A 22,777-nucleotide genomic window follows, 5' to 3' on the forward strand; every position below is an offset into this window, starting at 1 on the left:
ATCTCCTTTGACGGTGAAAGAGACTGCGAGGGCAGGTTACGGTGCTGCGACCTGCATCAGCGAGTGTAGATGCTGCTGAATCACTGCAAATAAAAAGGGCGCCAAACGGCGCCCTTTGTCATTTCTGGCGTTTACTGAACCTTCGCCAGATCACCCTTCAGCGCAACGCCCGCCATGATCGCGCCGGCGGTGGCATTCGTAGGTTTGCGCGTCCTTGCGCTCGTTGCGCTTGTAGAAGCTGACGATGTTGGTCACGGCGTTGGCGCCGGCGTTTTTCGCGGCCTGGTGCAGGCTGATGATTGCCGATTGGGCAACCCATTCGCAGGCGATTTCGTCGGACTTGTTGAAGGCGTTGGTTTTCTTGTTGGTCACGGCGTCGGCGCTGACCACGGTGACTTTACCGGCCGGGGTGTTGCCGGCCAGATAGAATTTCACGCTGCCATCGATCTTGCCGGAGCGGGTGGCTTCGGCGACGGCTTTGTCGAATGGCAGGTAGACCGCCGTGTCGCGGGCCTGGCTGACCGCTGGCAGGGCGCAGAGCAGCAGGGTAACGGCGGCGAATTTCTTGAAGTGCATGTAGGTCTCCTTGACCTGGATTGATTCGGTTATGCCCAGCGGCGGAAGATCAACGAAGTGTTGACGCCACCGAAAGCGAAGTTGTTGTTCATCACGTAATCGTGGTGCATCTGACGAAACTCGCCGCGCAGGTAATCGAGCTTGCCGCAGTGCGGGTCGACCTCGTCGAGGTTGAAGGTGTGCACGTAACGGTCGCTGTTGAGCATCTCGATGCTGAACCATGACTCCAGCGCACCGCAGGCACCGAGGGTGTGGCCGAGGAAGCTCTTCTGCGAGCTGATCGGCATGTGTTCGCCGAACAAGCTGCTGGTGGCCAGCGTTTCGGCGATGTCGCCCTGTTCGGTCGCGGTGCCGTGGCCGTTCACATAGCCAATGGCGTCCGGACTGAGGCCGGCATCTTCCAAGGCCAGCTCCATGGCGCGGCGCATGGTGACCTGTTCCGGGCGGGTCGTGTGCTGGCCGTCGGCGTTGCTGCCGAAACCGACGATTTCCGCGTGAATGTGCGCGCCACGGGCGAGGGCGTGTCCCAGCTCTTCAAGCACCAGCATGCCGCCGCCTTCGCCGATCACCAGACCGTCGCGGCCCTTGTCGTACGGGCGTGGGCTGGTCTGTGGTGCATCATTTTTCAGGCTGGTGGCGTAGAGCGCGTCGAACACCATGGCTTCAGTCGGGCACAGCTCTTCGGCGCCGCCGGCGAGCATCAATGGCAGGCGGCCGAACTTGATTGCCTCGTAGGCGTAGCCGATGCCCTGGCTGCCGCTGGTGCAGGCGCTGGAGGTGGGGATCAGGCGGCCGGTGAGGCCGAAGAAAATGCTGATATTGGCGGCGGTGGTGTGCGGCATCATCCGCACATAGGAGTTGGCGTTGAGCCCCTCGGCCACCGAGTTGAGCAGCATGTTGCCGAAGGCTTTGATCTCGTCAGTGCTACCGGTAGATGAACCACAAGCGACGCCCATGCGCCCGTCCTTGATCGATTCGTCACCGAGCAGGCCAGCATCGGCCAGAGCCTTTTCTGCTGCGCCGACCGCCAGTCGCGAAACCCGGCCCATGCTGCGCAACTGCTTGCGGGTCCAGTGCGACGGTACGAGGAAATCATCGATAGGTCCGGCCAGACGCGTGTTGAGCTCAGTGAAGCGATCCCACTCGTCCATGCGGCGAATGCCGCTGCGATTGGCCGCGAAATTGCCGGCGATGGTCGGCCAGTCGCTGCCCAGCGAGGTGATGCCGGCCATGCCGGTGACGACGACGCGCTTCATCAGCACAGGCCTCCGTTGACCGCCAGGACCTGACGGGTGATGTACGAGGCTTCCGCCGACATCAGGAAATTTACCGCAGAGGCCACTTCTTCCGGGGTGCCCATGCGTTGCGCGGGGATCATTTTCATCAGTTCCTCCACCGGCACGTTTTCGTCGAGCATGGCCGTGTCGATCAGGCCAGGGGCGACGCAGTTAACCGTAATTTTGCGCTTGCCCAGCTCGATCGCCAACGCCTTTGCCGCACCGATCACCCCGGCCTTCGAGGCGCTGTAATTGACTTGGCCACGGTTGCCGATCAGGCCCGATACCGAAGTGATGCAGACGATGCGCCCGGCGGCGCGACGACGGATCATCGGCATCATCACCGGGTGCAGGACGTTGTAGAAACCGTCGAGGTTGGTGCGCAGGACCACGTCCCAATCGTCATCGCTCAGCGCCGGAAACGCGCCGTCGCGAGTCAGCCCGGCGTTGAGTACCACGCCGTAATAGGCGCCATGGTTTTCGACGTCGGCCTCGAGAATGCTTTTGCAGGTTTCACGGTCGGCGACGTCGAATTGCAGAATGCGTGCGCGGCGACCCAATGCTTCGATTTCGGCCTGCACCGCTTGGGCTTCGGTCATGCCGCTGCGGCAATGCAGGACGATGTCGTGCCCGGCTTGCGCCAGACGCAAGGCAATGGCGCGGCCGATGCCACGGCTGGAGCCGGTGACCAGTACGGATTCAGTCATCGTGCGACTCCTTTGTCTGTTGCAGATATTGGTTGGCATGCGGCGGACGGAACACGTTCAGCCGGGCGCTGGCATGAATGCCGTCACCGTGGATGTGACATTCGAATACGCCCATGCCGTTGTCGTCTTCCAGTGAGCGCAGGCCGTGGATGGTCAGCACGCTGCCAGGCGCAAAGGCTTCGACGTTGCACTCGAATTTGCGCGTGCCGAGGAGAAAGCCCAGCTCCGGCGGATTGCCTTTCTGCCGGGCGTGGCAACCGGCGAAAGCGGCGACGCTCTGCGCCATCAGCTCGACGCCGACCCACGCCGGCAGGCTGCCGTCGGGCAGGTTGAACAGGCCGTCGGGCTTGACCGTGAGGCGGGTGAAAATCTGCTCATCGTCGAAGCGCTCGATCGCGTCGATCAGAATCATGTCGCCGGCATGCGGCAGCAGTTCGGCGAGCGGCCAGTGGCTCATGGGGCGTCTCCGATAATCAGGCTGACGTTGTTGCCGCCGAAGGCAAACGAGTTGCTCATCAGGTAGCGCGGTGCAATGGACGTCAGGCGTTCGCTCGCGGTCACCCACTTGAGCGGCGGCAGCGCGGGATCGGCCTGGCCGTCCCAGATATGCGGCGGTAAAGCCTGCTCAGGGTTGTCGGCACTCAGGCTCAGCCAGCAGAACGCCGCTTCCAGCGCGCCAGCCGCGCCGAGGGTGTGGCCGGTCAGCGGCTTGGTTGACGAGCAGGCGACGCCTTGGGGAAACAGCGCCGCGACCGCCAGACTTTCCATCGCGTCGTTGTGCTGGGTGGCGGTGCCGTGCAGGTTCAGGTAGTTGATTTGCGCGGCTTGCAGATGAGCGCGACCAAGGGCTTTTTGCATGGCTTGCAGGGCGCCGCGACCGCTCGGCTCCGGCGCGGAGATATGGTGCGCATCCGAGCTGGCGCCCGCACCCAGCAGGGCGATGCCCGGGCCTTCGCCGCGCTGTTTGCTCATCACGAACAGCACCGCTGCTTCGCCGATATTGATGCCGTTGCGGTTGGCGGAAAACGGATTGCAGCGCTCATCTGAAACGGCTTCCAGCGATGAGAAACCGTTCAGCGTGAGCTTGCACAGACTGTCGACGCCGCCGCACAGTACCGCGTCGCACAGGCCCAGATCGAGCAGGCGCTGAGCGCTCATCAGCGCGCGGGCGCTGGAGGTACAGGCGGTGGAAATCACGTAGGCCGGGCCGCTCAGTTGCAGCCATTCGGCGAGAAAATTCGCCGGGGCGCCGAGTTCCTGTTGGCGATAGTCGTACTCGTGGGGAAATTGCTGTTCGCGGATGTAATGCGCCAGACCCCGGCTGGCCTCGTCGATGCCTGAGGTGCTGGTGCCGAGCACCACGCCTATGCGCTCGCGGCCGAAGGTCTGGATCGCACGATCGATGTCGTCCCGGATCTGCAGCGCGGCTTCCAGCAACAGCTGATTGTTGCGACTGCTGTGCTCGACCAGGTCCGCAGGGATCGCCGCCAATTCACCGTGTACGCCAGCCACAGGCAGTTCACGTTCGGCGACCCAGCCGGACTCGCGGCGCATCCCCGAACAGTCGCCGGCAAACAGATTGCGCGCGACTTCAGACTTGTCGCGGCCCAGGGCGCAGATCACGCCGAGGGCATTCAGGTAAGCGGTCATGGCGTCGATTCACCTAACTGGGAAACGCGATAGTGCGGGCCTTGGGGCAGATTCAATTGGAAGCTCAACGGTTGTGAATAGCGGATGTTCCAGCGCGCCGGCAGTGAACGCTGATCGGCCTGTTGCCGGGCGTCGGGATAGTTGCGCAGCAGCTCGGCAGGAGGCGTCAAGGCGAACAGCAATGCGGCGAACAACTCCCGCGCTTCCGGGTTCGGCGGCAGCAGACCGTCGGCCTGCCAATGCCCATCGATCAGTTGCTGACGGGCTTGGGGAATACCCAGCGGATCCATCATCGACCAACGCGTGCCGGCGCCTTCGCGCTGGATCACCAGCAGCCAGTCCTGACGTTGCCCGGCTTGCTCGCGCTCGATGTGCAGTTGCAGCGGCAGAGGCAGTGTCGGGTTGGCCGCTGGTAGCGGTGGCTGGCTGGCGCAGGCACTGAGCAGCAGGGCTGACAAAACGATCACCAGCCATGCAGCAAACCCTGTGGGAGCGAGCCTGCTCGCGAATGCAATCTGACATTCGCCACTTTGGCTGACTGATACACCGCTTTCGCGAGCAGGCTCGCTCCCACAGGGTTTCAGGTGTTCAGATCGATAGCCGTACATCAGACAGATTCCTGCAATGGCTTGCGCGCGACGACATTCACCAGCGTCTCTTCGCGCTCACCGAATGGCTTGGGTTTGCTCAACCCCAGCCGCTCCAGCAAACCAAAATCCTTCGACCGGCTCCACCACAGATACGGGTAGGAAACATTGCGCTCGGCAAACTCGAAGCCCTGCTCGCGGATCATCTGCAGGTAGCCGGCGGCGCTCTTCTGCACATGCATCGGATGGCGGAACAGCCAGCGAATCACCCAGGTATCGATGTAAGCCTCGGTGGATTCGGCGAACAGCAGATAGCCGCCCGGCTTGAGCACGCGATAGAACTCGGCCAAAGCCTTTTCCTGCTCGACCAGATGATGGAAGGTCTGGTGGCAGAACAGCAGGTCGACGCTGGCATCGGCGACGTTGAGCGTGGCGCAATCGCTGCCGATCAACTCGACTGGCATGCCCAGGCGCGTGGCCTCTTGGGCGCTGAGTTGCAGGCTGTGCGGGTCGGCGTCGACGCCGATCAGGCGTTGCGGGGAGAAGGTCTGGCGCAGGTGGCCGAAGGACTTGCCCTGGCCGCAACCGGCGTCCAGCAGCACCGGGTGTTCCGGCAGCGGCTCACTGAATAATCCACGCAAATCGTTGATCGCCACGCGCAGCACATGGTGCTGCCAGGTGTGGCTGCGCAAGAACCAGAGACCGAAGCGGGTTTCCTCGACGTAACTGTCGCTCAAGTAATTCATGAGGCGTCCTGCGCGCAGAGTTGGGAAATCATCTTCAGCCGGCGCCGCGCTTCGCTGACAAACGGGTTGCGCTCGTCCCAGGCATAACCGGCGAGGATCGAGCAGATCATCCGGCGAATCTCCGCCTGGCTGTCCTCATAGAAAATCACGTCCTGGAAGGTGCCGGCGTACCAGCCTTCGACGTAGCAACGGAAGGTATCGACGCCGCGTTTCAACGGTTCGGCAAATTCGCTTTGCCAGTCGACCGCTTCACCCTGCAACTGACGGTGCAGCACGCCGGCAGCCATGCTCGCCGAACGCATGGCGATGGTCACGCCGGAGGAGAACACCGGGTCGAGGAATTCTGCGGCGTTGCCCAGCAGCGCAAAGCCCGGGCCGTGCAGGGTTTTCACGTTGGCCGCATAGCCGCCGAGGGTGCGCGCCGGGGTGTCCCAGACCGCGTTGTTCAGAACCCCGGCGAGGCTTGGCGTCTCGGCGATAAAACTGCGCAGGCAGGCATCGAGGTCGCTGTCGCGGCCCTGGAAATGTTCCTCAGCCGCGACCACGCCCACCGAGCAGCGGCCGTTGCTGAACGGGATGGTCCAGAACCACACATCGCGATGCTCGGGATGGGTGGTGACGAGGATCTTTTCGCGGTCGAACGCCGGATTGTCGATGTGATCTTCGACATGGGTGAACACGGCCTGACGCACCGGGAAATTCGAAGGTGCTTCGAGGTCGAGCAAGCGCGATAGCACGCGGCCGTAGCCGCTGGCGTCCAGGACGAAATTGGCTTCGACGCGATACTCGCTGCCATCTTCGCGGCGCACATCGAGTTGTGGTTTCGCCTGATCGAAATCGACGCTGACAATCGCATCGCCATAACGGATTTCCGCACCTTGCAATGCCGCTTGATCGGCCAGCAACTTGTCGAAATCGGCGCGCTGCACCTGGAACGTGGTCGGCTTGCCGGCGGTGAAGGTGTCGCCAAAATCGAAGGCGCTATAGCGCTCGCCCCAGGCAAACGCCGCGCCGGTCTTGCGCTGGAACCCGGCGGCGTTGACGGCGTCGAGCATGCCGGCTTCTTCAACGAAGTCCAGGCAGTGGCTGAGCAGGCTTTCGCCGATGGAGAAGCGTGGGAAGTGCTGGCGCTCGAGCACCAGCACATCGTGGCCCTTGCGCTTGAGCAGGGCAGCGGCGATAGCACCGGACGGGCCGGCACCGATGATCACGACCTGACGGGATTCCATTTCAACGATTGGCACGTGAGCTCCGGGGCAGAGGACTGTTCAGATTCAGGGGCGCGCGATGCAGGCCGATCAGGGCCGGCAGCAGCGTCGCGATCAGGCCCATCAGCATCAGCGCGAAATACAGCGCCGGGGTGATGAGCTGTTGTTGCAATAGCAGATTGAGAAAGACGATTTCGCTCAGGCCGCGAATGTTCAGCAGCACGCTTTCGCGCCAGCGGCTGGCACCCGCGAACGAGGCGCCCGCCCAACCGAGGCCGAGCCAGTTGCCCAGCAGTTTACTGGCAATCGGCAACAGCAGCAGCGCCGCCCATTGCCCGGCGTCGAGGCTGGCGAGGGCGCTGTGCACGTCGATCTGGACGATGCCGAACGTGAGGATCAGCGGGATTGCGATCCACGTCTGCAAACGGCTCATCCAGCGTGCCGGCAACGGCAGCACCAACGGCACTTTCAGCAGCGCCATGCACAGCAGATAGCCGATGCCGAAAATCAGCGCGTTGAGTTTGTAATGCTCGGCCATGACCAGCAACGCGAAGAAGCCGAGGCTGTAAGTCAGCGGGCGACGCACGCGCAGCAGGTGCAAAAGCAGCGGCACGCCGGCCATGGCCACGGGCAGCAACAGGCTGCTCAGGTACAGGCTGCCCTGGGCGAGGCCGAACAGCGTCCAGCAGGTCAGATCGATAAGGATCGCTGTTTGCACCAGACGCCGCGTGGCAGCGGGCGGGTAATCGATGTGACGCAGATACAGGTACAACACCGGGATCGCGGTAATCGCGAAGACCAGTCCGATGGCCAATGCGTTGAGCCACGGCTGCGACGGCAGCAACCAGTACGCAACCGCCAGCCCGCAAGCGAACGGCACAGCGAAACTCGGTATAGCGATTTTCACGCTCTGGCGATCCAGACGCAGATCGATGACATCGCTGAGGATATGCCCGAGCAGCAAGGCGAAGCTCAGGCTGTAGAGGTTTTTCAGCCAGTCCGGGGCGATCAGTTGTGCGCCGCTGAGCTGCCAGCCCGGCTCGATCCAGAAATACATCAGCAACGGCAAACCGAAGCTCGCCAGCAGCAACTGACTGACGATCGGAATCAGGCCGAAGTGACGGCCGACACGAGTCGCCAGCGCAAACAGCGCCAAGGCCAGCAACCAGAAGCCGAAGACCATCATGCCGCTGGCTCCGCAACCGGTTCATGGCGCCCGGCCCACGGCGCGAGCATGAAGCTGAACGCCAGGCCGAGGCTCACCGACAGGCCGAAATTACTCACCGCCGGGGTGCTGGACACCGCTAGCAGGCCGAACGACAGCCACGTCGTCACTGCTGCAAGCAAGGTGCCGAGCAGGCTCACCGCCGCGCCGCCCACCTGTTCGCGCATGAGGATTGCATAGTCGACACTGATCGCCGTCACCAACAGCAGGCCGAACAGGCTGAACAGGGTCAGCGGCTGACCGAGCCAGCCAAGGCTGGCCAGACTGCACAGCGCCGCCAGCAGCGGCAGGGCGACGATACGCAGGGCGCCGGTCAGGCCGAACGGCAGGATCAGCACCAGCACGATCAACACGCAGGAGGCCAGTTTCAGTTCGGCGGCGCTGATCTGCGTGGCGGCGAACACCTTGTTCAGATCACCGAGGCGATCGACCAGCACCACCCCCGGCAGATCGAGCGCCTGCACGCGCAACAACGACGGATTGTTCAAGCCCTGCAAACTGGTCATCGCTGCGACGCCGTCTTCAGTCGGTCCAAGCCACAGTGTCCGATACGGCTCGCCGAGCGGGCCAGCCAGCGCGGCGTCGATGTCTTCGGCGGGCAGGGTCTGCAACTGCTGCAATTCATTTTGCAACGCAGCCACCGGCACGCCGAGATCGAGCAGCGGTTGCCAGAACGACGGCAGCTTGTTCAGTGATTCGCGCACTTGCTGTTGCTGGCTCGGCGCGCTGACCAGTTGATCGAGGGCCAGATAGCCTTGCAGCTTGTCGAGGTTGACCAGTTGCTGCAGGCGCTCGCTCAGCGCTGCCTGGCGCTCGAGCAATTGCTCCTGATTGGCCGCGCGGACGAGGAAGAACTGGCTGGTCGGTTGAAAACCGGTGATGCGTGCGATGGTCTGCGCTTCGTCGGTCAGATGCTGCGGCGCGCCAACCCATTGGCGAATGTCGTTTTTGCTCTGCAACTGCATCAAGCCGCCGATGCAGAAGGCAATCAGCAGGGCCAGCAGCGCGGGCGTGCGCATGCAACCGAGCAACGCCTCACGCAGATGAATCAGGCGCTCGGCCAGGCGCAGCGGCCATTGCGCCGGGCGCAGTTGGACATTTTTCAGCAGCGCCGGCAGCAGGCAGACCGCCGACAGATAGGCGCCAAGCAAACCGGCGGCGGAGAACACCGCGATCTGCGTCAGCGCCGGGAACGGTGTCCAGGCCAGCGCCAGGTAGCCGATAACGCTGGTGATCAGGCTCAGGGTCAGCCCCGGCAAGGTCAGGCGCAGGGCCGGCCAGCTGCGCCACGGCTTGAGGCTCCAGCTCTTGGACAGATAGTGCAGCGGGTAATCGACGGCGACGCCGATCAGACTCGAACCGAGCACCAGCGTCATCACATGCATGTGGCCGAACAGCGCCACGCAGGCCACCGCGCCGAACAGCATGCCGACCAGCACCGGAACAAATGCCAGCAGCACGCCCCAGCGGCGAAACGCCAACATCAGCAACAGCAGAATGCCAACCGTCGCACCACCGCCGACCCAGGTCATTTCGCGGGTGGCTTGTTGCTGGCCGTTGGCGGCGTAGAGCAGGCCACTGGCGGCGAGCAACTGCACGTCGCCTTTCGCCGCCTGTTCGCGGCTGTGCTGGAGCAGCTCTGCCACTTGCAGCGGCAGGTTCATGTCGAAGGCATTGCCGGTGGTGCGCGCACGCAGCATCACCCAGCTCTTGCCGTCGGCATCGGCGACCAGTGCGCCGCTGCCAATGTCCAGTTGCACTGCGCCATGTTTCGGCTGGCTGTTCTGGATGCGCCCGGTCAGGCCCAGCCAGTCGTCCTGGCTTGGCACCAGGGTGAAGCCGTTGAACGGATCGAACAGCGCCTGTACTCGCTGCTGGATGAACGCGTCGGGGTGCTTGCTGAGTAGCTGCCGATCATCCGCCGAGAGCATCGCAAGGCGTCCTTGCAGCAATTGCTTGCGCAGCGCCGGCAAGTCGGCTTGCAGGTTCCATTGCACGGTTTCGAACAGACCGCTGGCCTGCCATTGTTCGCCCAGTTGTTGGGCCATGGTCAGCGCTTGCTGACGATCGGCGTGGCCGACCAGCACCAGCATTTCGCGGTTGAGCGGCTCCTGCATGCGCTGTTCGGCGCGCAATTCCAGCGCGTCGGGATCGGTCCCGGGCACCAGCTCCATGAGATTGGCCGACAGCGGCGCACCGTCGCGCCACTGCCAGGCAGCCAGCGCGACGACGGCCAGCAGCAGGCTCAGAAACAGCCAGGGCAGCTTGCGTTCACTCGGCAAAGTCATGTTGCTCCGCTTCGCTCAAGGGTTGCTCGGCCGTGCTGTCCTGCATGCGCAGCAGGGTGCTGTCGCCCTGGGTTTCCAGCAGCTCGATGGTTTGCACAAGGGCGCCGCCATCGATATTGATCTGCTGGAACACTTGCTTGAGCAGCATCGAACGCGGCGTCAGGGTCAGTTGCCACTGCTGCGCCGTGCCGCTCAGGGCCAGTTCGAAATCGCGCTGCAAACCGCTGCTGTCACCTTGCAGCACGGCGAGAAACAAACGGTTCTGCTCGGCACCGGCGCTCTTGTTCGGCAGCAGTTGCCAGCCATTGGTGTCACGGCGGGCGATGCCGTTGGCGGTGATGCGGTAATCCTGTTGCAGCGGGGTTTTCAACAGCCACAGCAGGCCATGATTTTTCGCGAGGACGAAGCTGCCCTTGCTGATCAGCGGCTGCGGCAGGGCGCGCAGGTGTTTTTCCTGGATGAACTGGCCGTGGATAACATCCGGTTTCGCCAGTTGTTCACTGAGTTGTTGCAGGTCGAAGGCATTGGCCCATGACGACACGGCCAGCAGCGTCAACGCGCCGAGGCTTCTGAAAAACACATTCATCGCAGCATCCTTTCCACGGCATCGGTGAAGACTTTGGGTGAAGCCAGTTGCATCTCGCGGCTGCTGACCTCGACAGCGACCTGCACGGAGCTTGCGCGGGTCAGGCGTTCGCCGGTCTGCAGGTCGCTGATCAGGTAATTGATCTTCAGACGGTTTTCCCACTCGATCAGACTGGCGCGCACGTTCAGCCGTTGGCCGAACACCGCGCTGCGCACGTAGCGCAATTGCAGGTCGATGATCGGCCAGGCGTAACCCGACTCGACCATGTGCGTGTAGTTGTGGCCGATCTTGTCCAGCAACGCGCAGCGCGCGACTTCGAGGTATTTGACGTAATGGCCGTGCCAGACCACGTGCATGGTGTCGACGTCGAAAAACGGCACGAGAATCTCGGTATCGGCGTGAAGCACTCCGGCACTACGCATGCAGCCTCCAGTGTTGCGCGGCGATGCGTTGCAGGCACAGGCGCAGTTCGCCTTCCAGCGCGCGGTCTTCGATGACCGGCGGGAAGTCTTTGCCTAGTTCTTCGTGCATCGCTGCCAGTGCCGGCGGCAGCGGACGCGCATCGGCGGCTTGAGCGCGCAGCCAAACGCCCTGATTGGCGGCGAGCAGCGTGGCGGCGGCGACCTGTTCGGTCAGCTCCAGCACGCGAATCGCATCACGGGCGGCGATGGTGCCCATGCTCACCTTGTCCTGGTTGTGGCACTCGGTGGAGCGCGAGAACACGCTGGCCGGCATGGTGTTTTTCAGCGCTTCGGCGGTCCAGGCGCTGGTGCCGATCTGCACCGCTTTGAAGCCGTGATTGATCATGGCCCGATCGGCTGGCGCGCCGGAGAGGTTGCTCGGCAAGCCGTGGTTGTAGCGCTCGTCGACCAGCAACGCCAATTGCCGATCGAGCAGATCGGCGACGTTGGCCACGAGGTTTTTCAGGCTGTCCATAGCGAACGCAATGTGCCCGCCGTAGAAGTGCCCGCCATGCAGAACGCGCTCGGCTTCGGCATCGATGATCGGGTTGTCGTTGGCGCTGTTCAGCTCGGTTTCGATGAAGCCGCGCAGCCAGTTCAGGCTGTCGGCCAGCACGCCGAGAACATGCGGCGCGCAACGCAGCGAGTAACGATCCTGCAGACGATGCAGTGGCGCGGTCGGCGCGTCGATCGCCAGATCCTTGCGCAGCCACGCGGCGACCTGCATCTGCCCCGGGTGCGGTTTGGCGGCGAACAGGCGTTCGTCGAAGTGCTCCGGATTGCCTTGCAGCGCGACGACGTTGAGCGCAGTGATGCGCGTGGCCAGTTGCAGCAGGTAATCGGCGCGGGCGAAAGCGAGACAGGCGAGGCCGGTCATCACCGCCGTGCCGTTCATCAGCGCCAGCGCCTCTTTCGGGCGCAGCACCAGCGGCGTCCAGCCTAGCTCGCGATGCACGTCGGCAGCCTGACGACGTTCGCCACGGAACAGCACTTCGCGCTCGCCGGACAGGGTTGCGGCGACATAGGACAACGGCGTCAGATCGCCGCTGGCACCCACCGAACCCTCTTCGGGAATCAGCGGCAGGATGTCGTATTCGAGAAACGCGTGCAGACGCTCGAGCAGTTCGACGCGCACCCCGGAAACGCCGTGACACAACGACTGCAAGCGCGCCGCCAGCACCGCGCGGGTCGCCTGCGCGTCGAGCAGTTTGCCCAGGCCGCAACCATGAAAGGTGTAGAGATGACGCGGCAGCGCCTCGACGTGATGCAGCGGCACCGCGACCACGCAGGAATCGCCGTAACCGGTGGTGACGCCGTAGATCACACCTTCCTTGTCCAGCAGCGAATCGAGAAACCGCGCGCCCTTGGCGATGCGCTCGCGATAGTCGGCGTCAGCCTGCAATTGCACGGGCGCCTGACGGTTGGCCAGGGCCAGCACGTCTTCGATGCGCAAAGGGCGTTCGCCGAAGGTTACCGGCTCATGGGTTGGCGTCGTCATCGGTCTTCCAGAAAGGGTAAAAGTTGAACCATTGCTGCGGGGCTTCGAGGCAATAGTGACTCAGGCGCTGCGCGTAGCGGGTGGCCCACTGATGAATGACCTGCTCGCGTTCGCGGCGTGTCCACACCACCGCGTCGGCGAACGGTTCGAGAGTCAGGCGATAGTGGCCGTCGGGTTGCTTGAGGCACATCAGCAGATTGACCGGGCACTTGAGCAGGCCGGCCAGTAACCACGGGCCTTGCGGAAATGGCGCCGGGTGGCCGAGAAAATCCACCGTCACGCTGCGCCCGCCGTGCAGTGGCACGCGGTCACCGGCAATCGCCAGCCACTCGCCGCGTTCCAGTCGTTCATGCAGTTGCAGCATGATCACCGGGTCGAGTTCGCTGACCTGAATCAGGCGCAGATTGGTCGCCCCGGCTTCGCCAAGCAAGCGATTGAATTGCTCGGCGTGCTTGGTGTGCACCAGCACGTTCATGGTGACCTTTTCGCCGATCTCCGCCAGCGCCCGGCAGACTTCGAGATTGCCCAGATGCGCGCCGACCAGCAGTTGCCCGCGACTGCCGCGCAACTGCTTGCGCAGCAGCGCCGGGTCGATGATTTCGATCTGCTCGATGCTCAGCTTGCCGTTCCACACGTCGAGCTTGTCGAGCAGCGAATCGGCAAAGGTCATGAACTGGCCGAACACCCGCCAGTGGCTCGGGCGCAGGTCGTCGCGCCGGCTCCACTCGGCCAGCCGCTGCTGGTACTGCCAGGCACTGCGCCGGGCGACGCGGCCGAAGAGGAAAAAATACAGGACGATGGCGTACAGCAACGGGCTGAGCAGGCGCCGTCCGAGGACTTTGGCGGCGAATGCAGTGAATTTCATCAGCAGGAAACTGCCGCGCTCTTCGCGGTCGGCCCAGTGCTTCTTGTCGACTTCTTCGCTCATGGTTTCCACCGCCGCCAGAGGATCACCGGCCAACGCAGCAACATGCCGAAGAACAGCCGCGTGTGCATGCTGGAAATCAGCGCGTTGTCGTGGAACAGGCGAAAGTGCGACACGCCGTCCAGCGGGTAATGCACGCTTGTCTGCAGCCAGCGCATCGGCTGATTGCGCCAGGCCAGCCGCACAAGAATGTCCGAGTCGAAATCCATGCGCTTGCCGACCTTCGCCGAGTCGATCACGGCCAGAGTTGGCGCCAGCGGGTAGACGCGGAAGCCGCACATCGAATCGCGAATCTGCAACGACAGGGTGTTGATCCAGACCATCACGTGCGTCAGGTAGCGCGCGTACAAACGCCCTTTCGGCACGCTCTCGTCGAACAGCGGATAGCCGCAGATCATCGCCTCGGGATGGCCGCGGGATTCGCCGACGAAGCGCGCGACGTCGTGCAAATCGTGCTGGCCGTCGGCATCGACCTGCAAGGCATGGCTGTAACCCAGACGCGAGGCTTCACGCAGACCGGTCATCACCGCGCCGCCCTTGCCCTGATTGGCCGTCAGGCGCACCAGAAAAACCCTGTCGCGCTCGGCCAGGGTGTCGAGCACCCGCGCGCAGGATGGCTCGCTGGCATCGTCCACCAGAATGCACGGCAGACCTTGTGCGAGCAGGGCATCGACCACGGTGGTGATCGCGGTTTCGTGGTTGTATACCGGGATTACGGCGCAGGGGTTATGCATGGGCAGGCCCCAGGAGAATGCGTCCGCTGGAACAGGTCGCCGTGTCGTTGCGATAAGCGAAATACAACTTGCCGCGCTCGGCATCGAAACGCAGATGCAGCTGGATTTCATCACCCGGGCGCACCAGTTGCTGAAACTTCAGCACCTCCATTCCCGCGAACCCGCCATTCAGCTTCAGCAACTGCCGACCCAGATTCAGCGCCCATTCCACCTGCACCACACCGGGCAACACCGGTGCCTTGGGAAAATGCCCGCTGAAGTAGGCCAGATCCGGCGGCACGCTGAGTTGCAGGCTCCACTCGCCGTCGCTTTCGCTTTGCTCCAGCACTTCGGGGGCTTTGGGTCGCGCGGCCAGCAGCAATGCTTCGACGTCGGCTTGCGCCAGTTTGCCCTGGCTGTTCAATGGCATCTGCCGCAGCAGGCGCCAGCGTCGGGGCAGGGCGAGGGCTTCGCAATGTTGGCTCAGATGTTTGCGCAGGGTTTCGGTCAGGTCGCGGCGACCGTGCTCGCGCAGGGCGAACAGGCCCGATTCGCTGAGCACCAGCAGCGCACCGAGCGAGGCGCGGTTTTCCTGGACCACACCGAGCCGCGCCTCGGCGACCCAGTCATGGGCTACCAATGCCTGCTCGAGCATCGGCAGCGAGATGCGTTTTTCTTCCAGTTTGACGATGCGGTCCAGTCGCCCCAGCAGTTCGAAGCGACCATCGGTGGCAATGCGTGCGGCGTCGGCGCTGTGTTCGACGTGACCGGCAGGCAGGTAAGGCGAGGCGATCAACAGGGCACCGTCGCTGTCCTGGCTCAGTTCGACGCCAGCAAACGGCCGCCACAACGAATCGCCCTGACGCCAGGCGATGCCGCCAGTTTCTGAGCTGCCGAGGATTTCCGTCGGCCATTGCTGCAAGCGCTGTTGCAGACTTTGCGCCGCTTCCGACGGCAACGCGCCCCCGGAGGAAAACACCCGGCGCACCGCGCTCAGGGCCGGCCAGTCGAGGTTGTCGCCCATGCGCTTGAGCAGCGCCGGGCTGGCGACCCAGGCGAAGGCCGGGTATTCGCGGCTGGCGCGCTGCAAGTCTTCGGAGAACGCCAGTTGCCGGCGCACGAACGGGCGCCCGGCGCACAATGGCCACAACACGCGAAACAGCAGGCCATAGATGTGTTGCGTGGCGACACTGCCGATGATGCAGGCTTCACCGAGGTCTGCGCCCCACAACTGTTCCAGCGCTTCGACCTCGTTGGCCAATTGGCGCAGGGTCTTGTCGATGCGCTTGGGCTCGCCGCTGGAGCCGGAAGTGCACAGGCTCAGGCGGCATTGATCGAGATCCAGTTGTGCTCCGGGCAGGCCGGGCTGAGTGAAGTCGTCCAGCTGTGCATCGCCTGATTGATCGGTCAGCCATAGATCGACTTCCTGCGACCAGCGCTGACGCGTCTGCGCTTGCAGATCCGCCGGCAGCAACACGCTGACGCCGGCACGCCACGCGCCGAGCAGGGCGATGGCGAGGTCGGCGGCATCTTCCAGATGCACGGCCAGCCTTTTCACGCCTTGGCTTTGCAGACCCGCGGCGACGTTCAGGGCCTGCGCTCGCAGTTGCGTGTGATCGAGTGCCGGCGCCTGGCAGATCGCCCGTGCCGGCAGTGCCTTGAGCAACAGCTGCTCAAGTTTTATCCAATTCATGTACGGCCTCTTACCCGTTGTCGTATCAGCCATTCAATGGCAAACATCAGGCCGATCAATCCGTAGGAGATCAGGCCGGTGTACAACATCCACCAATCCAGCGGCGCCCACAGGGTGAGGAGGGCGGCGCACAAACCGTTGCAGAAGAAAAACACGCTCCAGGCCAGCGTCACCTTGCGTGTGTAGCGAACGGCAACCTCCGGCAGCTCCGGCTCACGCAAGCGCGCCAGACGCTCGACCATCGGCGGGCCGAATTTCAGGCTTGCGCCGAACAGCACCAGCATGAATGCGCTGATCAGCACCGGGTACCAGCGCAGCAGCTGCGGGCTGTCGAACACCGCCAGCAGCAGGCAGAACACCATCGCCACGCACGCCATCGACAGGCTGCCAGGCTTGCGTTCGCCGGTCAGGGCTCGCGCCAGCCACAGGCTGCCCAACAGCAGCGCAAATTGCCACGGGGCGAAATGCTCCATGCCGAAATACACCGCAAAGGGGTACAGCAGACCGGCCAGCAGCAGGCCCAGGCCGATCAGTCGGCTCATGCGGCCGGTTGAACCAGACGGAACACCGCCTCGACCACGTCACCGACGGTGCGCACCGATTTGAACTCTTCGGCGGCGATTTTCTTGCCGGTCTGGCGTTTGATGTGATCGATCAGGTCGACCGCATCGATGCTGTCGATTTCCAGATCCTGATACAGATTGGACTCTAGGTTCACACGGGCCGGATCCAGCTCGAACAGCTCGACCAGGGCATCGCGCAGGGTGTTGAAAATATCGTCACGAGTTTGCATGGTCCGGTCTCAAGCTGCCTTTTTTGCCGTGACGAACGCCGCAAGGCTGGCCACGTTGGTGAAATGGTTGCGGGTGTCCTTGGCATCGGCGTCGATCTTGATGCCGTATTTTTTCTGGATCGCCAGGCCCAGTTCCAGCGCGTCCACGGAGTCCAGGCCGAGGCCTTCGCCGAACAATGTCTGCTCGTCGCCGATGTCCTCGGGGCTGATGTCTTCCAGGCCCAAGGCATCGATGATCAGCAGTTTGATGTCACGCACCAGGCTAGCGGTGTTCAGTTCGCTCATCTGCGGCGAGCTCCTTAATGAAATAGTCATGCAAATAATCGTTGAGCTTGCGCGAGGCCTGCGGTGCGGGGCCTTGCGCGGCGAAGGTCTGTGGGTCTATATCGGCCCCCACGCGAAAACTGAAGTGCACGCGGCGATGGGGGATGCGATACCACGGCTCGGCTTTGGTCAGGGTGGTCGGGCTGACCTTGATGATCACCGGGGTAACGATTTTCGCACCGCGCAGGGCAATTGCCGCCGCCCCCCGATGAAAGGCCGGCGCCTGCCCCGGCTGGGTGCGGGTGCCTTCGGGGAAAATGATCAGGGTCTGGCCGTCCTGCAATGACTGCGCGGCGGCGTCGAGCATGTCCATGCTGCCGTCGTTGCTGATGTACTCGGTGCGGCGCAGCGGGCCACGGGTGAACGGGTTTTCCCAGAGGGTTTTTTTCACCACGCAATTGGCGTGGCGCACCAGACCGATGAGAAACACCACATCGATCAGCGACGGGTGGTTGGCGATGATCATCTGCCCCGGGCGACCGAGGCGCTCGGCACCCTCAATGTCGTAAGTGAGCACGCCGGTGCGGGCCATGAAACGCACGAAAAACCAGAACAAGCGACTGACCGTACGCCGCGCGCGCAGGCGATGGACCAGCGCGTCACCGGGCAGGCAGCCGAGCAGCGGAAATACCAGCAGGCGCAGACACAGCCCGCCGAGCCCGAACAAGGCGAAGCTCGCAGCAGTGGCCAGCAGGCGCCAGTAGTAGGCGTCGCGGTGTTTGGCGGTCACGGGTTGCGATGCCAGGTCCATACACGATTTTTCCACGCATGTTGGCAGTCAGGTTGCTGGCCGAGCAGGGTTCGCAGCAGGTTGAGCGCGTGCGGCCAGTGCGCCTTTGACCGGGTTTCGGTGCTGCTGTTCAGGGTCAGCCGCCAGTCGGTACCGGGCGTGAGCAACAAGCCCAGCGCATAAGGGAACGGCACATCATCGACCCACTGCGAATACGCCTCGGGCGGCTGCTCTTCGGTGATCACCAGCAGCACCGCCGGGGCGCCTTCATCAAGCAATGCCGCCGCTTCGAGCATGCCGTGTTCGAGGCCGTCGCCAGCAGCGGCGAGGGCGGTCATTTCGCTGGTTTCACCGCGCATGATCGACCACAAACCGATGATCGCGTTATGCACCGACAGGCTGAATTGGGTCGGCGACAAGGGCTGCTCGGTGGCCAGATCGCGGAGGATTTCAAACGTGCGGGGGGTTTCGCCGTGCCGCGAGACGAACACCAGCGGCAGATTGTCCCGCCCGTCGGCCAGCGGCCAGCCAACGCTGAAGGCCATCCGCGCCAGGCGGCTGAGGCGGCGGCGCTGCATGGCCGGCAGAAACGACACATCGGGCGCGGCATCACTGCTCTGCAGCACGACCGGTTGTCGGCTCCAGGCCTGCCAGGCGTCCACGCTGTCGAGCCCCGGGGCCCACGCGCGCCATTGGGCGATGTTGAAGTTGATCACGGACATTCATCCCGCCCCTGCGGGCTTTCGTTGACGCGTTGAGTCGCCAGCGCCGCAGCAGGCTTGGCTTGGCGCAGGGCGCCGGGTGGCGCGCATTATCCCGGTGCGACGGGTGTGTAGCAAATGTTGGTTACATTTTGCCCAACAAAATGTACCGAGCGGTTCGCTGTATGGCTATCACTTGGCCATTATCCAGATTTGACGCGGCGTGTCTGTCAGGTGTCTCCGTAATGGCTGGCGGTTTTTTCCATGCCTGGGCGTCGATTTTTACACCTGACGACGTAGTCCATGTCCGTGAAGGTAGCGAAGCGCGGTCACCGCCAACTACACTCGGTCATTCTTTGATACACGGAGGTTTGGTCATGCGGCGCGTGGTGTTCAATCAGAAAGGTGGCGTGGGCAAATCCAGCATCGCCTGCAATCTGGCGGCGGTCAGCGCCAGCGAGGGTTATCGCACGTTGTTGGTCGACCTCGATGCCCAGGCCAATTCCACTCAGTATCTGACCGGGCTCACCGGCGACGATATCCCGATGGGTATCGCTGACTTCTTCAAACAGACCCTGTCCTCCGGGCCGTTCTCGAAAAAGAATCAGGCGGACATCTACGAGACGCCGTTCGACAACCTGCACATCATTACCGCCACCGCCGAGCTGGCCGACCTGCAGCCCAAGCTCGAGGCGAAACACAAGATCAACAAGCTGCGCAAGTTGCTGGACGAATTGTCCGAGGATTACGACCGGATCTATCTCGACACCCCGCCTGCACTGAATTTCTACGCGGTATCGGCGCTGATTGCCGCGGATCGAGTGTTGATCCCCTTTGACTGCGACAGCTTTTCACGTCAGGCCCTGTATGGACTGATCGCCGAGATCGAAGAGTTGAAGGATGACCACAACGAAGGATTGGAAGTCGAAGGCATCGTGGTCAATCAGTTTCAGGCGCGGGCCAGCCTGCCACAGCAGATGCTCGATGAGTTGATCGCCGAAGGCTTGCCGGTACTGCCGGTGTACCTGAGCAGTTCGGTGCGCATGCGCGAGTCGCACCAGGCCAGCATGCCGCTGATCCACCTCGATCCACGGCACAAGCTCACGCAGCAGTTCGTTGAACTGCACAATCTGCTGGAAGGCCACTGATTCCCCGACTCACACGCAAATCCTGTGGGAGCGAGCCTGCTCGCGAAGAGGCCGGCACATTCAACATCGGCGCTGAATGATCGACCGCCTTCGCGAGCAGGCTCGCTCCCACAGGGGGATCTGTGCTGGATCAGATGCCTTGGCTACGCAGCCACGCCATCAACTGCGGCAATGGCAACGCACCGCTCTGTCGCGCCACTTCCCTGCCGTTTTTAAACAGAATCAGACTCGGAATCGAGCGAATCCCCAACTGCGCCGACAATTGCTGGTTCGCTTCGCTGTCGAGCTTGGCCAGCCGGCACTTGCCTGCCAGCTGCGCCGCAGCCTGTTCGAACACCGGCGCAAACGATTTGCACGGCCCGCACCAGTCCGCCCAGACATCCACCAGTAACGGCAGATCGCCCTTGATCTGACTGGCGTAATCGCCTTGCTTGAGTTCGAAAGGCTTGCTCAGCAGTACCGCAGATTTGCAGCGTCCGCACTTGGGTTGATCGGCGAGACGCTCGGCTGGAATGCGGTTGACGCCATTGCAGGAGGGGCAGGGGATGAGGAGTGGGGTGGTCATGATTGGTTCTCTGATAGGCAGTCTATAGAACTGATTTGGAGTCGATCTGCCAACTTATCAATGTCGCAACTGCTCACATTTTTCTCAAAACAGTTCCGGGATCGATGGCTAGTCTGAAGACCAATTCGGCGTTTTACGCTTGTCGTGAGGAGATCGCTTTGTCTTTATCCGCGTGCTACTTTTGTTGCACTAATCCAGGAATCGATGATTCCTATGCATCAAATCGGAGCGACATAATGTCCGTAACTTCCAAGATACGCCGCCAAGGCGGCGCTGCCGTCATTACGATTCCGCCCACGCTTTTAAAGTTGTTGCATCTGGAGGTTGGCGCACAGCTAGAGCTGAATGTGGTCGATGGCGAACTGATTGCTCGTCCAGCCGTAGCCGCTACGCGTAAGCGTTATAGTTTGTCAGAGCTACTCGAAGGCGCAGAAGAATTGCAGAAACTTAACGCCCAGACTAGCGAGACCCTTGAAGGTGATTCTGTCGGCCGGGAGCTGGGTTGATGGTGCGCCGACAGCCCCCTCAGCGGGGTGACGTTTACTGGATTGATCCAAACCCAGTGGCGGGGCGGGAGATGATGAACAGACATCGCTTTGTGGTGATCACGCCCAGAGAGATCAACGCATTGGGCGTGAGCATGACGGTGCCTGTTACTAGCGGTGGGAATTTCAGCCGGTATATGGGTTTGGCGGTCGCCATTACTGGCCACGAAACCAATGGTGTAGCGGTGTGTAATCAGGTTCGCAGTTTTGACATAGAACAACGGGTACGAGACGGCACGGCCAAATTCATCGAGCGACTGGATGACGTGACAATGTCTGACATCGTCGACCGTGTAATCAGTGCAATCGACCCGCTAAGCTGAAGCGCCTACGAAGAACAACTGATCTCCAAATGCTTTCCCCACTCCGGTGGCCGCTCGGCGTAACCCTCCATCCCCGGCTGCTCCTCAAACGGTTTGCTCAGCACCGCATGCAGTCGGCGTACCTCGGCATAATCCCCTTGTTCCGCCGCATCAATAGCCTTTTGCGCCAGATAATTGCGCAGGATGTACAGCGGATTGACTGCATGCATCCGTGCGCGGCGTTGTGCCTGATCGGCATTGCCGTCGCGGCCGACCCGGGCGACGTAGCGTTTGCCCCAGGCATCGAAACCTTTGATATCGACAAAATCGTCGCGCAGGCGGGCGATGGCCTGTTCGGCTGACTCTTCACCGAGGCGGCGGAAAAACAGCGTGTAGTCGACGCCGCTGTTCTGCATCAGTTGCAGCAGGTTTTCCAGCAGTTGCTGATCGTCGTCCTCGGCGGTGGTGAAGCCGAAGCGGCGGCGCATCAGGTCGAGGTAGTGCGCCTGGAACAGCGGCAGGTACAAGCCGAGGGTTTCGCGCAGGGCCTCGACGCTGATGAACGGCGTCAGTGCCTGGGCGAGCGCGCTGAGGTTCCACTGGCCCACCGGCACCTGATTGCTGAACGAGTAGCGACCCTGATCATCGGAGTGATTGCAGATGAAATGCGCGTCGAAGTCATCGAGGAAGGCGAACGGGCCGAAGTCGAAGGTGATGCCGAGGATCGACATGTTGTCGGTGTTCATCACGCCGTGACAGAAGCCGTAGGCCTGCCACTTGGCGATCAGCTCGGCGTTGCGCTCGACGATCTCGCGAAACATCGCCAGATACGGTTCCGGTTGTTCCAGACACTCGGGAAAGTGCATCGCCAGCACATGCTCGCCAAGCTGTTTCTGCTGCTCGGGGCGCTTGGTGTAGTAGAAATATTCGAAGTGGCCGAAGCGGATATGGCTCGGCGCCAGACGCAGCACCATCGCCGCGCGTTCCTGCTTTTCCCGCCAGACCGGCGTGTCGGAGCCGATCACGCAGGCTGCCCGCGAAGATGGAATGTTCAGCGCAAACAGCGCCTCGGAGGCGAGAAACTCGCGAATCGATGAGCGCAGCACCGCGCGGCCATCGCCCATGCGTGAAAACGGCGTCTGCCCGGCGCCTTTGAGGTGCAAGTCCCAATGCTCGCCAGCGTTGTTGTACACCTCACCCAGCAGCAGGCCGCGCCCGTCACCCAGTTGCGGGGTATAACCGCCGAACTGATGCCCGGAATACACCATCGCCCGTGGCTCGGCATCGGCCCACAGCTTGTGGCCGCCAAACAGTTGCGCGAATTCTTCGGTGTCGGCGCTGGCCGCATCGAGATCAAGCAAGGCCAGAGCGGCCGGGCTGGCGACCACCAGACGCGGATTGTCGATCGGTTCGGGCAGCACGTGCGCGGAGAACGCGTCGCCCAGCCGGGCAAAGCGGTTGTCGAAAGTCAGTTCGTCGAGGGCTTTCACGGGCCGGCTCCAGCAGAATGTCCGAGCATTCTGCTGGGA

The 22,777-nt window shown here is 62.6% G+C and carries 25 protein-coding genes and 1 pseudogene; 3 read left to right on the top strand and 23 right to left on the bottom strand.

The genetic code is table 11. The annotated features are described in order from the left end of the window. Window positions 1-131: 131 nt before the first annotated feature. From ACZ9BE_RS26550 to ACZ9BE_RS26650, 21 genes and pseudogenes are all read right to left on the bottom strand, one after another. Window positions 132-576, bottom strand: a pseudogene (locus ACZ9BE_RS26550) (excinuclease). 29 nt (window positions 577-605) lie between these two features. Beyond that, window positions 606-1,832 (bottom strand): beta-ketoacyl-ACP synthase, encoded by a 1,227-nt coding sequence (locus tag ACZ9BE_RS26555; RefSeq protein WP_476250112.1) that lies wholly within the window; start codon window positions 1,830-1,832, stop codon window positions 606-608. Continuing rightward, window positions 1,832-2,560, bottom strand: a complete 729-nt coding sequence (gene fabG / locus ACZ9BE_RS26560) for a 3-oxoacyl-ACP reductase FabG (protein WP_041477582.1) — start codon at window positions 2,558-2,560, stop codon at window positions 1,832-1,834. The genes ACZ9BE_RS26555 and fabG overlap by 1 nt, the downstream gene beginning before the upstream one ends. Further along, window positions 2,553-3,017, bottom strand: a complete 465-nt coding sequence (locus ACZ9BE_RS26565) for a hotdog family protein (protein ID WP_056787367.1) — start codon at window positions 3,015-3,017, stop codon at window positions 2,553-2,555. Before ACZ9BE_RS26565 ends, fabG begins: the two co-directional genes overlap by 8 nt. Next, window positions 3,014-4,210 carry a beta-ketoacyl-[acyl-carrier-protein] synthase family protein gene (locus tag ACZ9BE_RS26570; protein ID WP_353188807.1) on the bottom strand — a complete coding sequence of 399 codons (1,197 nt, stop codon included), beginning with the start codon at window positions 4,208-4,210 and terminating at the stop codon, window positions 3,014-3,016. Before ACZ9BE_RS26570 ends, ACZ9BE_RS26565 begins: the two co-directional genes overlap by 4 nt. Continuing rightward, a complete protein-coding gene (locus tag ACZ9BE_RS26575) occupies window positions 4,207-4,818 on the bottom strand; it encodes a hypothetical protein (protein ID WP_460142617.1) in 612 nt (203 codons plus the stop codon). Before ACZ9BE_RS26575 ends, ACZ9BE_RS26570 begins: the two co-directional genes overlap by 4 nt. Beyond that, window positions 4,818-5,543 carry a class I SAM-dependent methyltransferase gene (locus tag ACZ9BE_RS26580; protein ID WP_353188806.1) on the bottom strand — a complete coding sequence of 242 codons (726 nt, stop codon included), beginning with the start codon at window positions 5,541-5,543 and terminating at the stop codon, window positions 4,818-4,820. The genes ACZ9BE_RS26575 and ACZ9BE_RS26580 overlap by 1 nt, the downstream gene beginning before the upstream one ends. After that, window positions 5,540-6,787: an NAD(P)/FAD-dependent oxidoreductase gene (locus ACZ9BE_RS26585; RefSeq protein WP_353188805.1), complete on the bottom strand. Its 1,248-nt coding sequence runs from the start codon at window positions 6,785-6,787 to the stop codon at window positions 5,540-5,542. The genes ACZ9BE_RS26580 and ACZ9BE_RS26585 overlap by 4 nt, the downstream gene beginning before the upstream one ends. After that, window positions 6,774-7,937, bottom strand: a complete 1,164-nt coding sequence (locus ACZ9BE_RS26590; protein ID WP_252877291.1) for a cation:proton antiporter — start codon at window positions 7,935-7,937, stop codon at window positions 6,774-6,776. The genes ACZ9BE_RS26585 and ACZ9BE_RS26590 overlap by 14 nt, the downstream gene beginning before the upstream one ends. Beyond that, window positions 7,934-10,264: an MMPL family transporter gene (locus tag ACZ9BE_RS26595; protein ID WP_460142620.1), complete on the bottom strand. Its 2,331-nt coding sequence runs from the start codon at window positions 10,262-10,264 to the stop codon at window positions 7,934-7,936. Before ACZ9BE_RS26595 ends, ACZ9BE_RS26590 begins: the two co-directional genes overlap by 4 nt. Further along, window positions 10,248-10,850, bottom strand: a complete 603-nt coding sequence (locus tag ACZ9BE_RS26600) for an outer membrane lipoprotein carrier protein LolA (protein ID WP_150741710.1) — start codon at window positions 10,848-10,850, stop codon at window positions 10,248-10,250. The genes ACZ9BE_RS26595 and ACZ9BE_RS26600 overlap by 17 nt, the downstream gene beginning before the upstream one ends. After that, entirely contained in the window at window positions 10,847-11,272 is a 426-nt protein-coding gene (locus ACZ9BE_RS26605; protein ID WP_056787385.1) for an acyl-CoA thioesterase, read from the bottom strand. The genes ACZ9BE_RS26600 and ACZ9BE_RS26605 overlap by 4 nt, the downstream gene beginning before the upstream one ends. Then, complete coding sequence (locus ACZ9BE_RS26610; protein ID WP_095181015.1) at window positions 11,265-12,809, bottom strand: HAL/PAL/TAL family ammonia-lyase; 1,545 nt, start codon at window positions 12,807-12,809, stop codon at window positions 11,265-11,267. Before ACZ9BE_RS26610 ends, ACZ9BE_RS26605 begins: the two co-directional genes overlap by 8 nt. Further along, window positions 12,790-13,737, bottom strand: a complete 948-nt coding sequence (locus tag ACZ9BE_RS26615; protein WP_252887199.1) for an LpxL/LpxP family acyltransferase — start codon at window positions 13,735-13,737, stop codon at window positions 12,790-12,792. The genes ACZ9BE_RS26610 and ACZ9BE_RS26615 overlap by 20 nt, the downstream gene beginning before the upstream one ends. Next, complete coding sequence (locus tag ACZ9BE_RS26620; protein ID WP_056787395.1) at window positions 13,734-14,468, bottom strand: glycosyltransferase family 2 protein; 735 nt, start codon at window positions 14,466-14,468, stop codon at window positions 13,734-13,736. Before ACZ9BE_RS26620 ends, ACZ9BE_RS26615 begins: the two co-directional genes overlap by 4 nt. Further along, entirely contained in the window at window positions 14,461-16,140 is a 1,680-nt protein-coding gene (locus ACZ9BE_RS26625) for an ApeI family dehydratase (RefSeq protein ID WP_476250113.1), read from the bottom strand. The genes ACZ9BE_RS26620 and ACZ9BE_RS26625 overlap by 8 nt, the downstream gene beginning before the upstream one ends. After that, a complete protein-coding gene (locus ACZ9BE_RS26630; RefSeq protein ID WP_252883047.1) occupies window positions 16,137-16,682 on the bottom strand; it encodes a COG4648 family protein in 546 nt (181 codons plus the stop codon). The genes ACZ9BE_RS26625 and ACZ9BE_RS26630 overlap by 4 nt, the downstream gene beginning before the upstream one ends. Next, window positions 16,679-16,933: an acyl carrier protein gene (locus ACZ9BE_RS26635; RefSeq protein ID WP_056787400.1), complete on the bottom strand. Its 255-nt coding sequence runs from the start codon at window positions 16,931-16,933 to the stop codon at window positions 16,679-16,681. The genes ACZ9BE_RS26630 and ACZ9BE_RS26635 overlap by 4 nt, the downstream gene beginning before the upstream one ends. A gap of 9 nt (window positions 16,934-16,942) precedes the next feature. Continuing rightward, window positions 16,943-17,218: a phosphopantetheine-binding protein gene (locus tag ACZ9BE_RS26640; RefSeq protein WP_095181011.1), complete on the bottom strand. Its 276-nt coding sequence runs from the start codon at window positions 17,216-17,218 to the stop codon at window positions 16,943-16,945. Next, a complete protein-coding gene (locus ACZ9BE_RS26645; protein WP_041477597.1) occupies window positions 17,196-18,008 on the bottom strand; it encodes a lysophospholipid acyltransferase family protein in 813 nt (270 codons plus the stop codon). Before ACZ9BE_RS26645 ends, ACZ9BE_RS26640 begins: the two co-directional genes overlap by 23 nt. Next, complete coding sequence (locus ACZ9BE_RS26650; protein ID WP_041477598.1) at window positions 17,984-18,709, bottom strand: beta-ketoacyl synthase chain length factor; 726 nt, start codon at window positions 18,707-18,709, stop codon at window positions 17,984-17,986. The genes ACZ9BE_RS26645 and ACZ9BE_RS26650 overlap by 25 nt, the downstream gene beginning before the upstream one ends. 356 nt (window positions 18,710-19,065) lie before the next feature. On the opposite strand from ACZ9BE_RS26650, the gene ACZ9BE_RS26655 reads away from it, so the two are divergent. Next, window positions 19,066-19,836 (top strand): ParA family protein, encoded by a 771-nt coding sequence (locus tag ACZ9BE_RS26655; RefSeq protein ID WP_056787407.1) that lies wholly within the window; start codon window positions 19,066-19,068, stop codon window positions 19,834-19,836. A 130-nt stretch (window positions 19,837-19,966) separates the two neighbouring features. On the opposite strand, the gene trxC is transcribed toward ACZ9BE_RS26655, so the two are convergent. Further along, window positions 19,967-20,401: a thioredoxin TrxC gene (trxC, locus tag ACZ9BE_RS26660; protein WP_095181008.1), complete on the bottom strand. Its 435-nt coding sequence runs from the start codon at window positions 20,399-20,401 to the stop codon at window positions 19,967-19,969. A gap of 236 nt (window positions 20,402-20,637) precedes the next feature. Between trxC and mazE the strand changes: the two genes are divergently transcribed. After that, window positions 20,638-20,907: a type II toxin-antitoxin system antitoxin MazE gene (gene mazE, locus ACZ9BE_RS26665; protein ID WP_008077592.1), complete on the top strand. Its 270-nt coding sequence runs from the start codon at window positions 20,638-20,640 to the stop codon at window positions 20,905-20,907. Beyond that, entirely contained in the window at window positions 20,907-21,269 is a 363-nt protein-coding gene (mazF, locus tag ACZ9BE_RS26670; protein ID WP_056787412.1) for a type II toxin-antitoxin system toxin MazF, read from the top strand. Before mazE ends, mazF begins: the two co-directional genes overlap by 1 nt. A 5-nt stretch (window positions 21,270-21,274) precedes the next feature. Here mazF and selO read toward each other — a convergent pair whose 3' ends face one another. Next, entirely contained in the window at window positions 21,275-22,738 is a 1,464-nt protein-coding gene (gene selO, locus ACZ9BE_RS26675; RefSeq protein ID WP_252868669.1) for a protein adenylyltransferase SelO, read from the bottom strand. Window positions 22,739-22,777 lie beyond the last annotated feature (39 nt).

The organism is Pseudomonas sp. TE9122, from assembly GCF_056278925.1.

Bases quoted from the DNA above. Each gene is read 5' to 3' on its own strand.
- ACZ9BE_RS26570 (WP_353188807.1), bottom strand. From the start codon at position 4,210: ATGACCGCTTACCTGAATGCCCTCGGCGTGATCTGCGCCCTGGGCCGC.
- ACZ9BE_RS26615 (WP_252887199.1), bottom strand. From the start codon at position 13,737: ATGAGCGAAGAAGTCGACAAGAAGCACTGGGCCGACCGCGAAGAGCGC.
- ACZ9BE_RS26555 (WP_476250112.1), bottom strand. From the start codon at position 1,832: ATGAAGCGCGTCGTCGTCACCGGCATGGCCGGCATCACCTCGCTGGGC.
- ACZ9BE_RS26565 (WP_056787367.1), bottom strand. From the start codon at position 3,017: ATGAGCCACTGGCCGCTCGCCGAACTGCTGCCGCATGCCGGCGACATG.
- ACZ9BE_RS26580 (WP_353188806.1), bottom strand. From the start codon at position 5,543: ATGAATTACTTGAGCGACAGTTACGTCGAGGAAACCCGCTTCGGTCTC.
- ACZ9BE_RS26600 (WP_150741710.1), bottom strand. From the start codon at position 10,850: ATGAATGTGTTTTTCAGAAGCCTCGGCGCGTTGACGCTGCTGGCCGTG.
- ACZ9BE_RS26590 (WP_252877291.1), bottom strand. From the start codon at position 7,937: ATGATGGTCTTCGGCTTCTGGTTGCTGGCCTTGGCGCTGTTTGCGCTG.
- ACZ9BE_RS26625 (WP_476250113.1), bottom strand. From the start codon at position 16,140: ATGAATTGGATAAAACTTGAGCAGCTGTTGCTCAAGGCACTGCCGGCA.
- ACZ9BE_RS26655 (WP_056787407.1), top strand. From the start codon at position 19,066: ATGCGGCGCGTGGTGTTCAATCAGAAAGGTGGCGTGGGCAAATCCAGC.
- ACZ9BE_RS26605 (WP_056787385.1), bottom strand. From the start codon at position 11,272: ATGCGTAGTGCCGGAGTGCTTCACGCCGATACCGAGATTCTCGTGCCG.
- ACZ9BE_RS26610 (WP_095181015.1), bottom strand. From the start codon at position 12,809: ATGACGACGCCAACCCATGAGCCGGTAACCTTCGGCGAACGCCCTTTG.
- mazF (WP_056787412.1), top strand. From the start codon at position 20,907: ATGGTGCGCCGACAGCCCCCTCAGCGGGGTGACGTTTACTGGATTGAT.
- ACZ9BE_RS26640 (WP_095181011.1), bottom strand. From the start codon at position 17,218: ATGAGCGAACTGAACACCGCTAGCCTGGTGCGTGACATCAAACTGCTG.
- ACZ9BE_RS26635 (WP_056787400.1), bottom strand. From the start codon at position 16,933: ATGCAAACTCGTGACGATATTTTCAACACCCTGCGCGATGCCCTGGTC.
- trxC (WP_095181008.1), bottom strand. From the start codon at position 20,401: ATGACCACCCCACTCCTCATCCCCTGCCCCTCCTGCAATGGCGTCAAC.
- ACZ9BE_RS26645 (WP_041477597.1), bottom strand. From the start codon at position 18,008: ATGGACCTGGCATCGCAACCCGTGACCGCCAAACACCGCGACGCCTAC.
- fabG (WP_041477582.1), bottom strand. From the start codon at position 2,560: ATGACTGAATCCGTACTGGTCACCGGCTCCAGCCGTGGCATCGGCCGC.
- mazE (WP_008077592.1), top strand. From the start codon at position 20,638: ATGTCCGTAACTTCCAAGATACGCCGCCAAGGCGGCGCTGCCGTCATT.
- ACZ9BE_RS26650 (WP_041477598.1), bottom strand. From the start codon at position 18,709: ATGTCCGTGATCAACTTCAACATCGCCCAATGGCGCGCGTGGGCCCCG.
- ACZ9BE_RS26620 (WP_056787395.1), bottom strand. From the start codon at position 14,468: ATGCATAACCCCTGCGCCGTAATCCCGGTATACAACCACGAAACCGCG.
- ACZ9BE_RS26575 (WP_460142617.1), bottom strand. From the start codon at position 4,818: ATGTACGGCTATCGATCTGAACACCTGAAACCCTGTGGGAGCGAGCCT.
- ACZ9BE_RS26595 (WP_460142620.1), bottom strand. From the start codon at position 10,264: ATGACTTTGCCGAGTGAACGCAAGCTGCCCTGGCTGTTTCTGAGCCTG.
- ACZ9BE_RS26630 (WP_252883047.1), bottom strand. From the start codon at position 16,682: ATGAGCCGACTGATCGGCCTGGGCCTGCTGCTGGCCGGTCTGCTGTAC.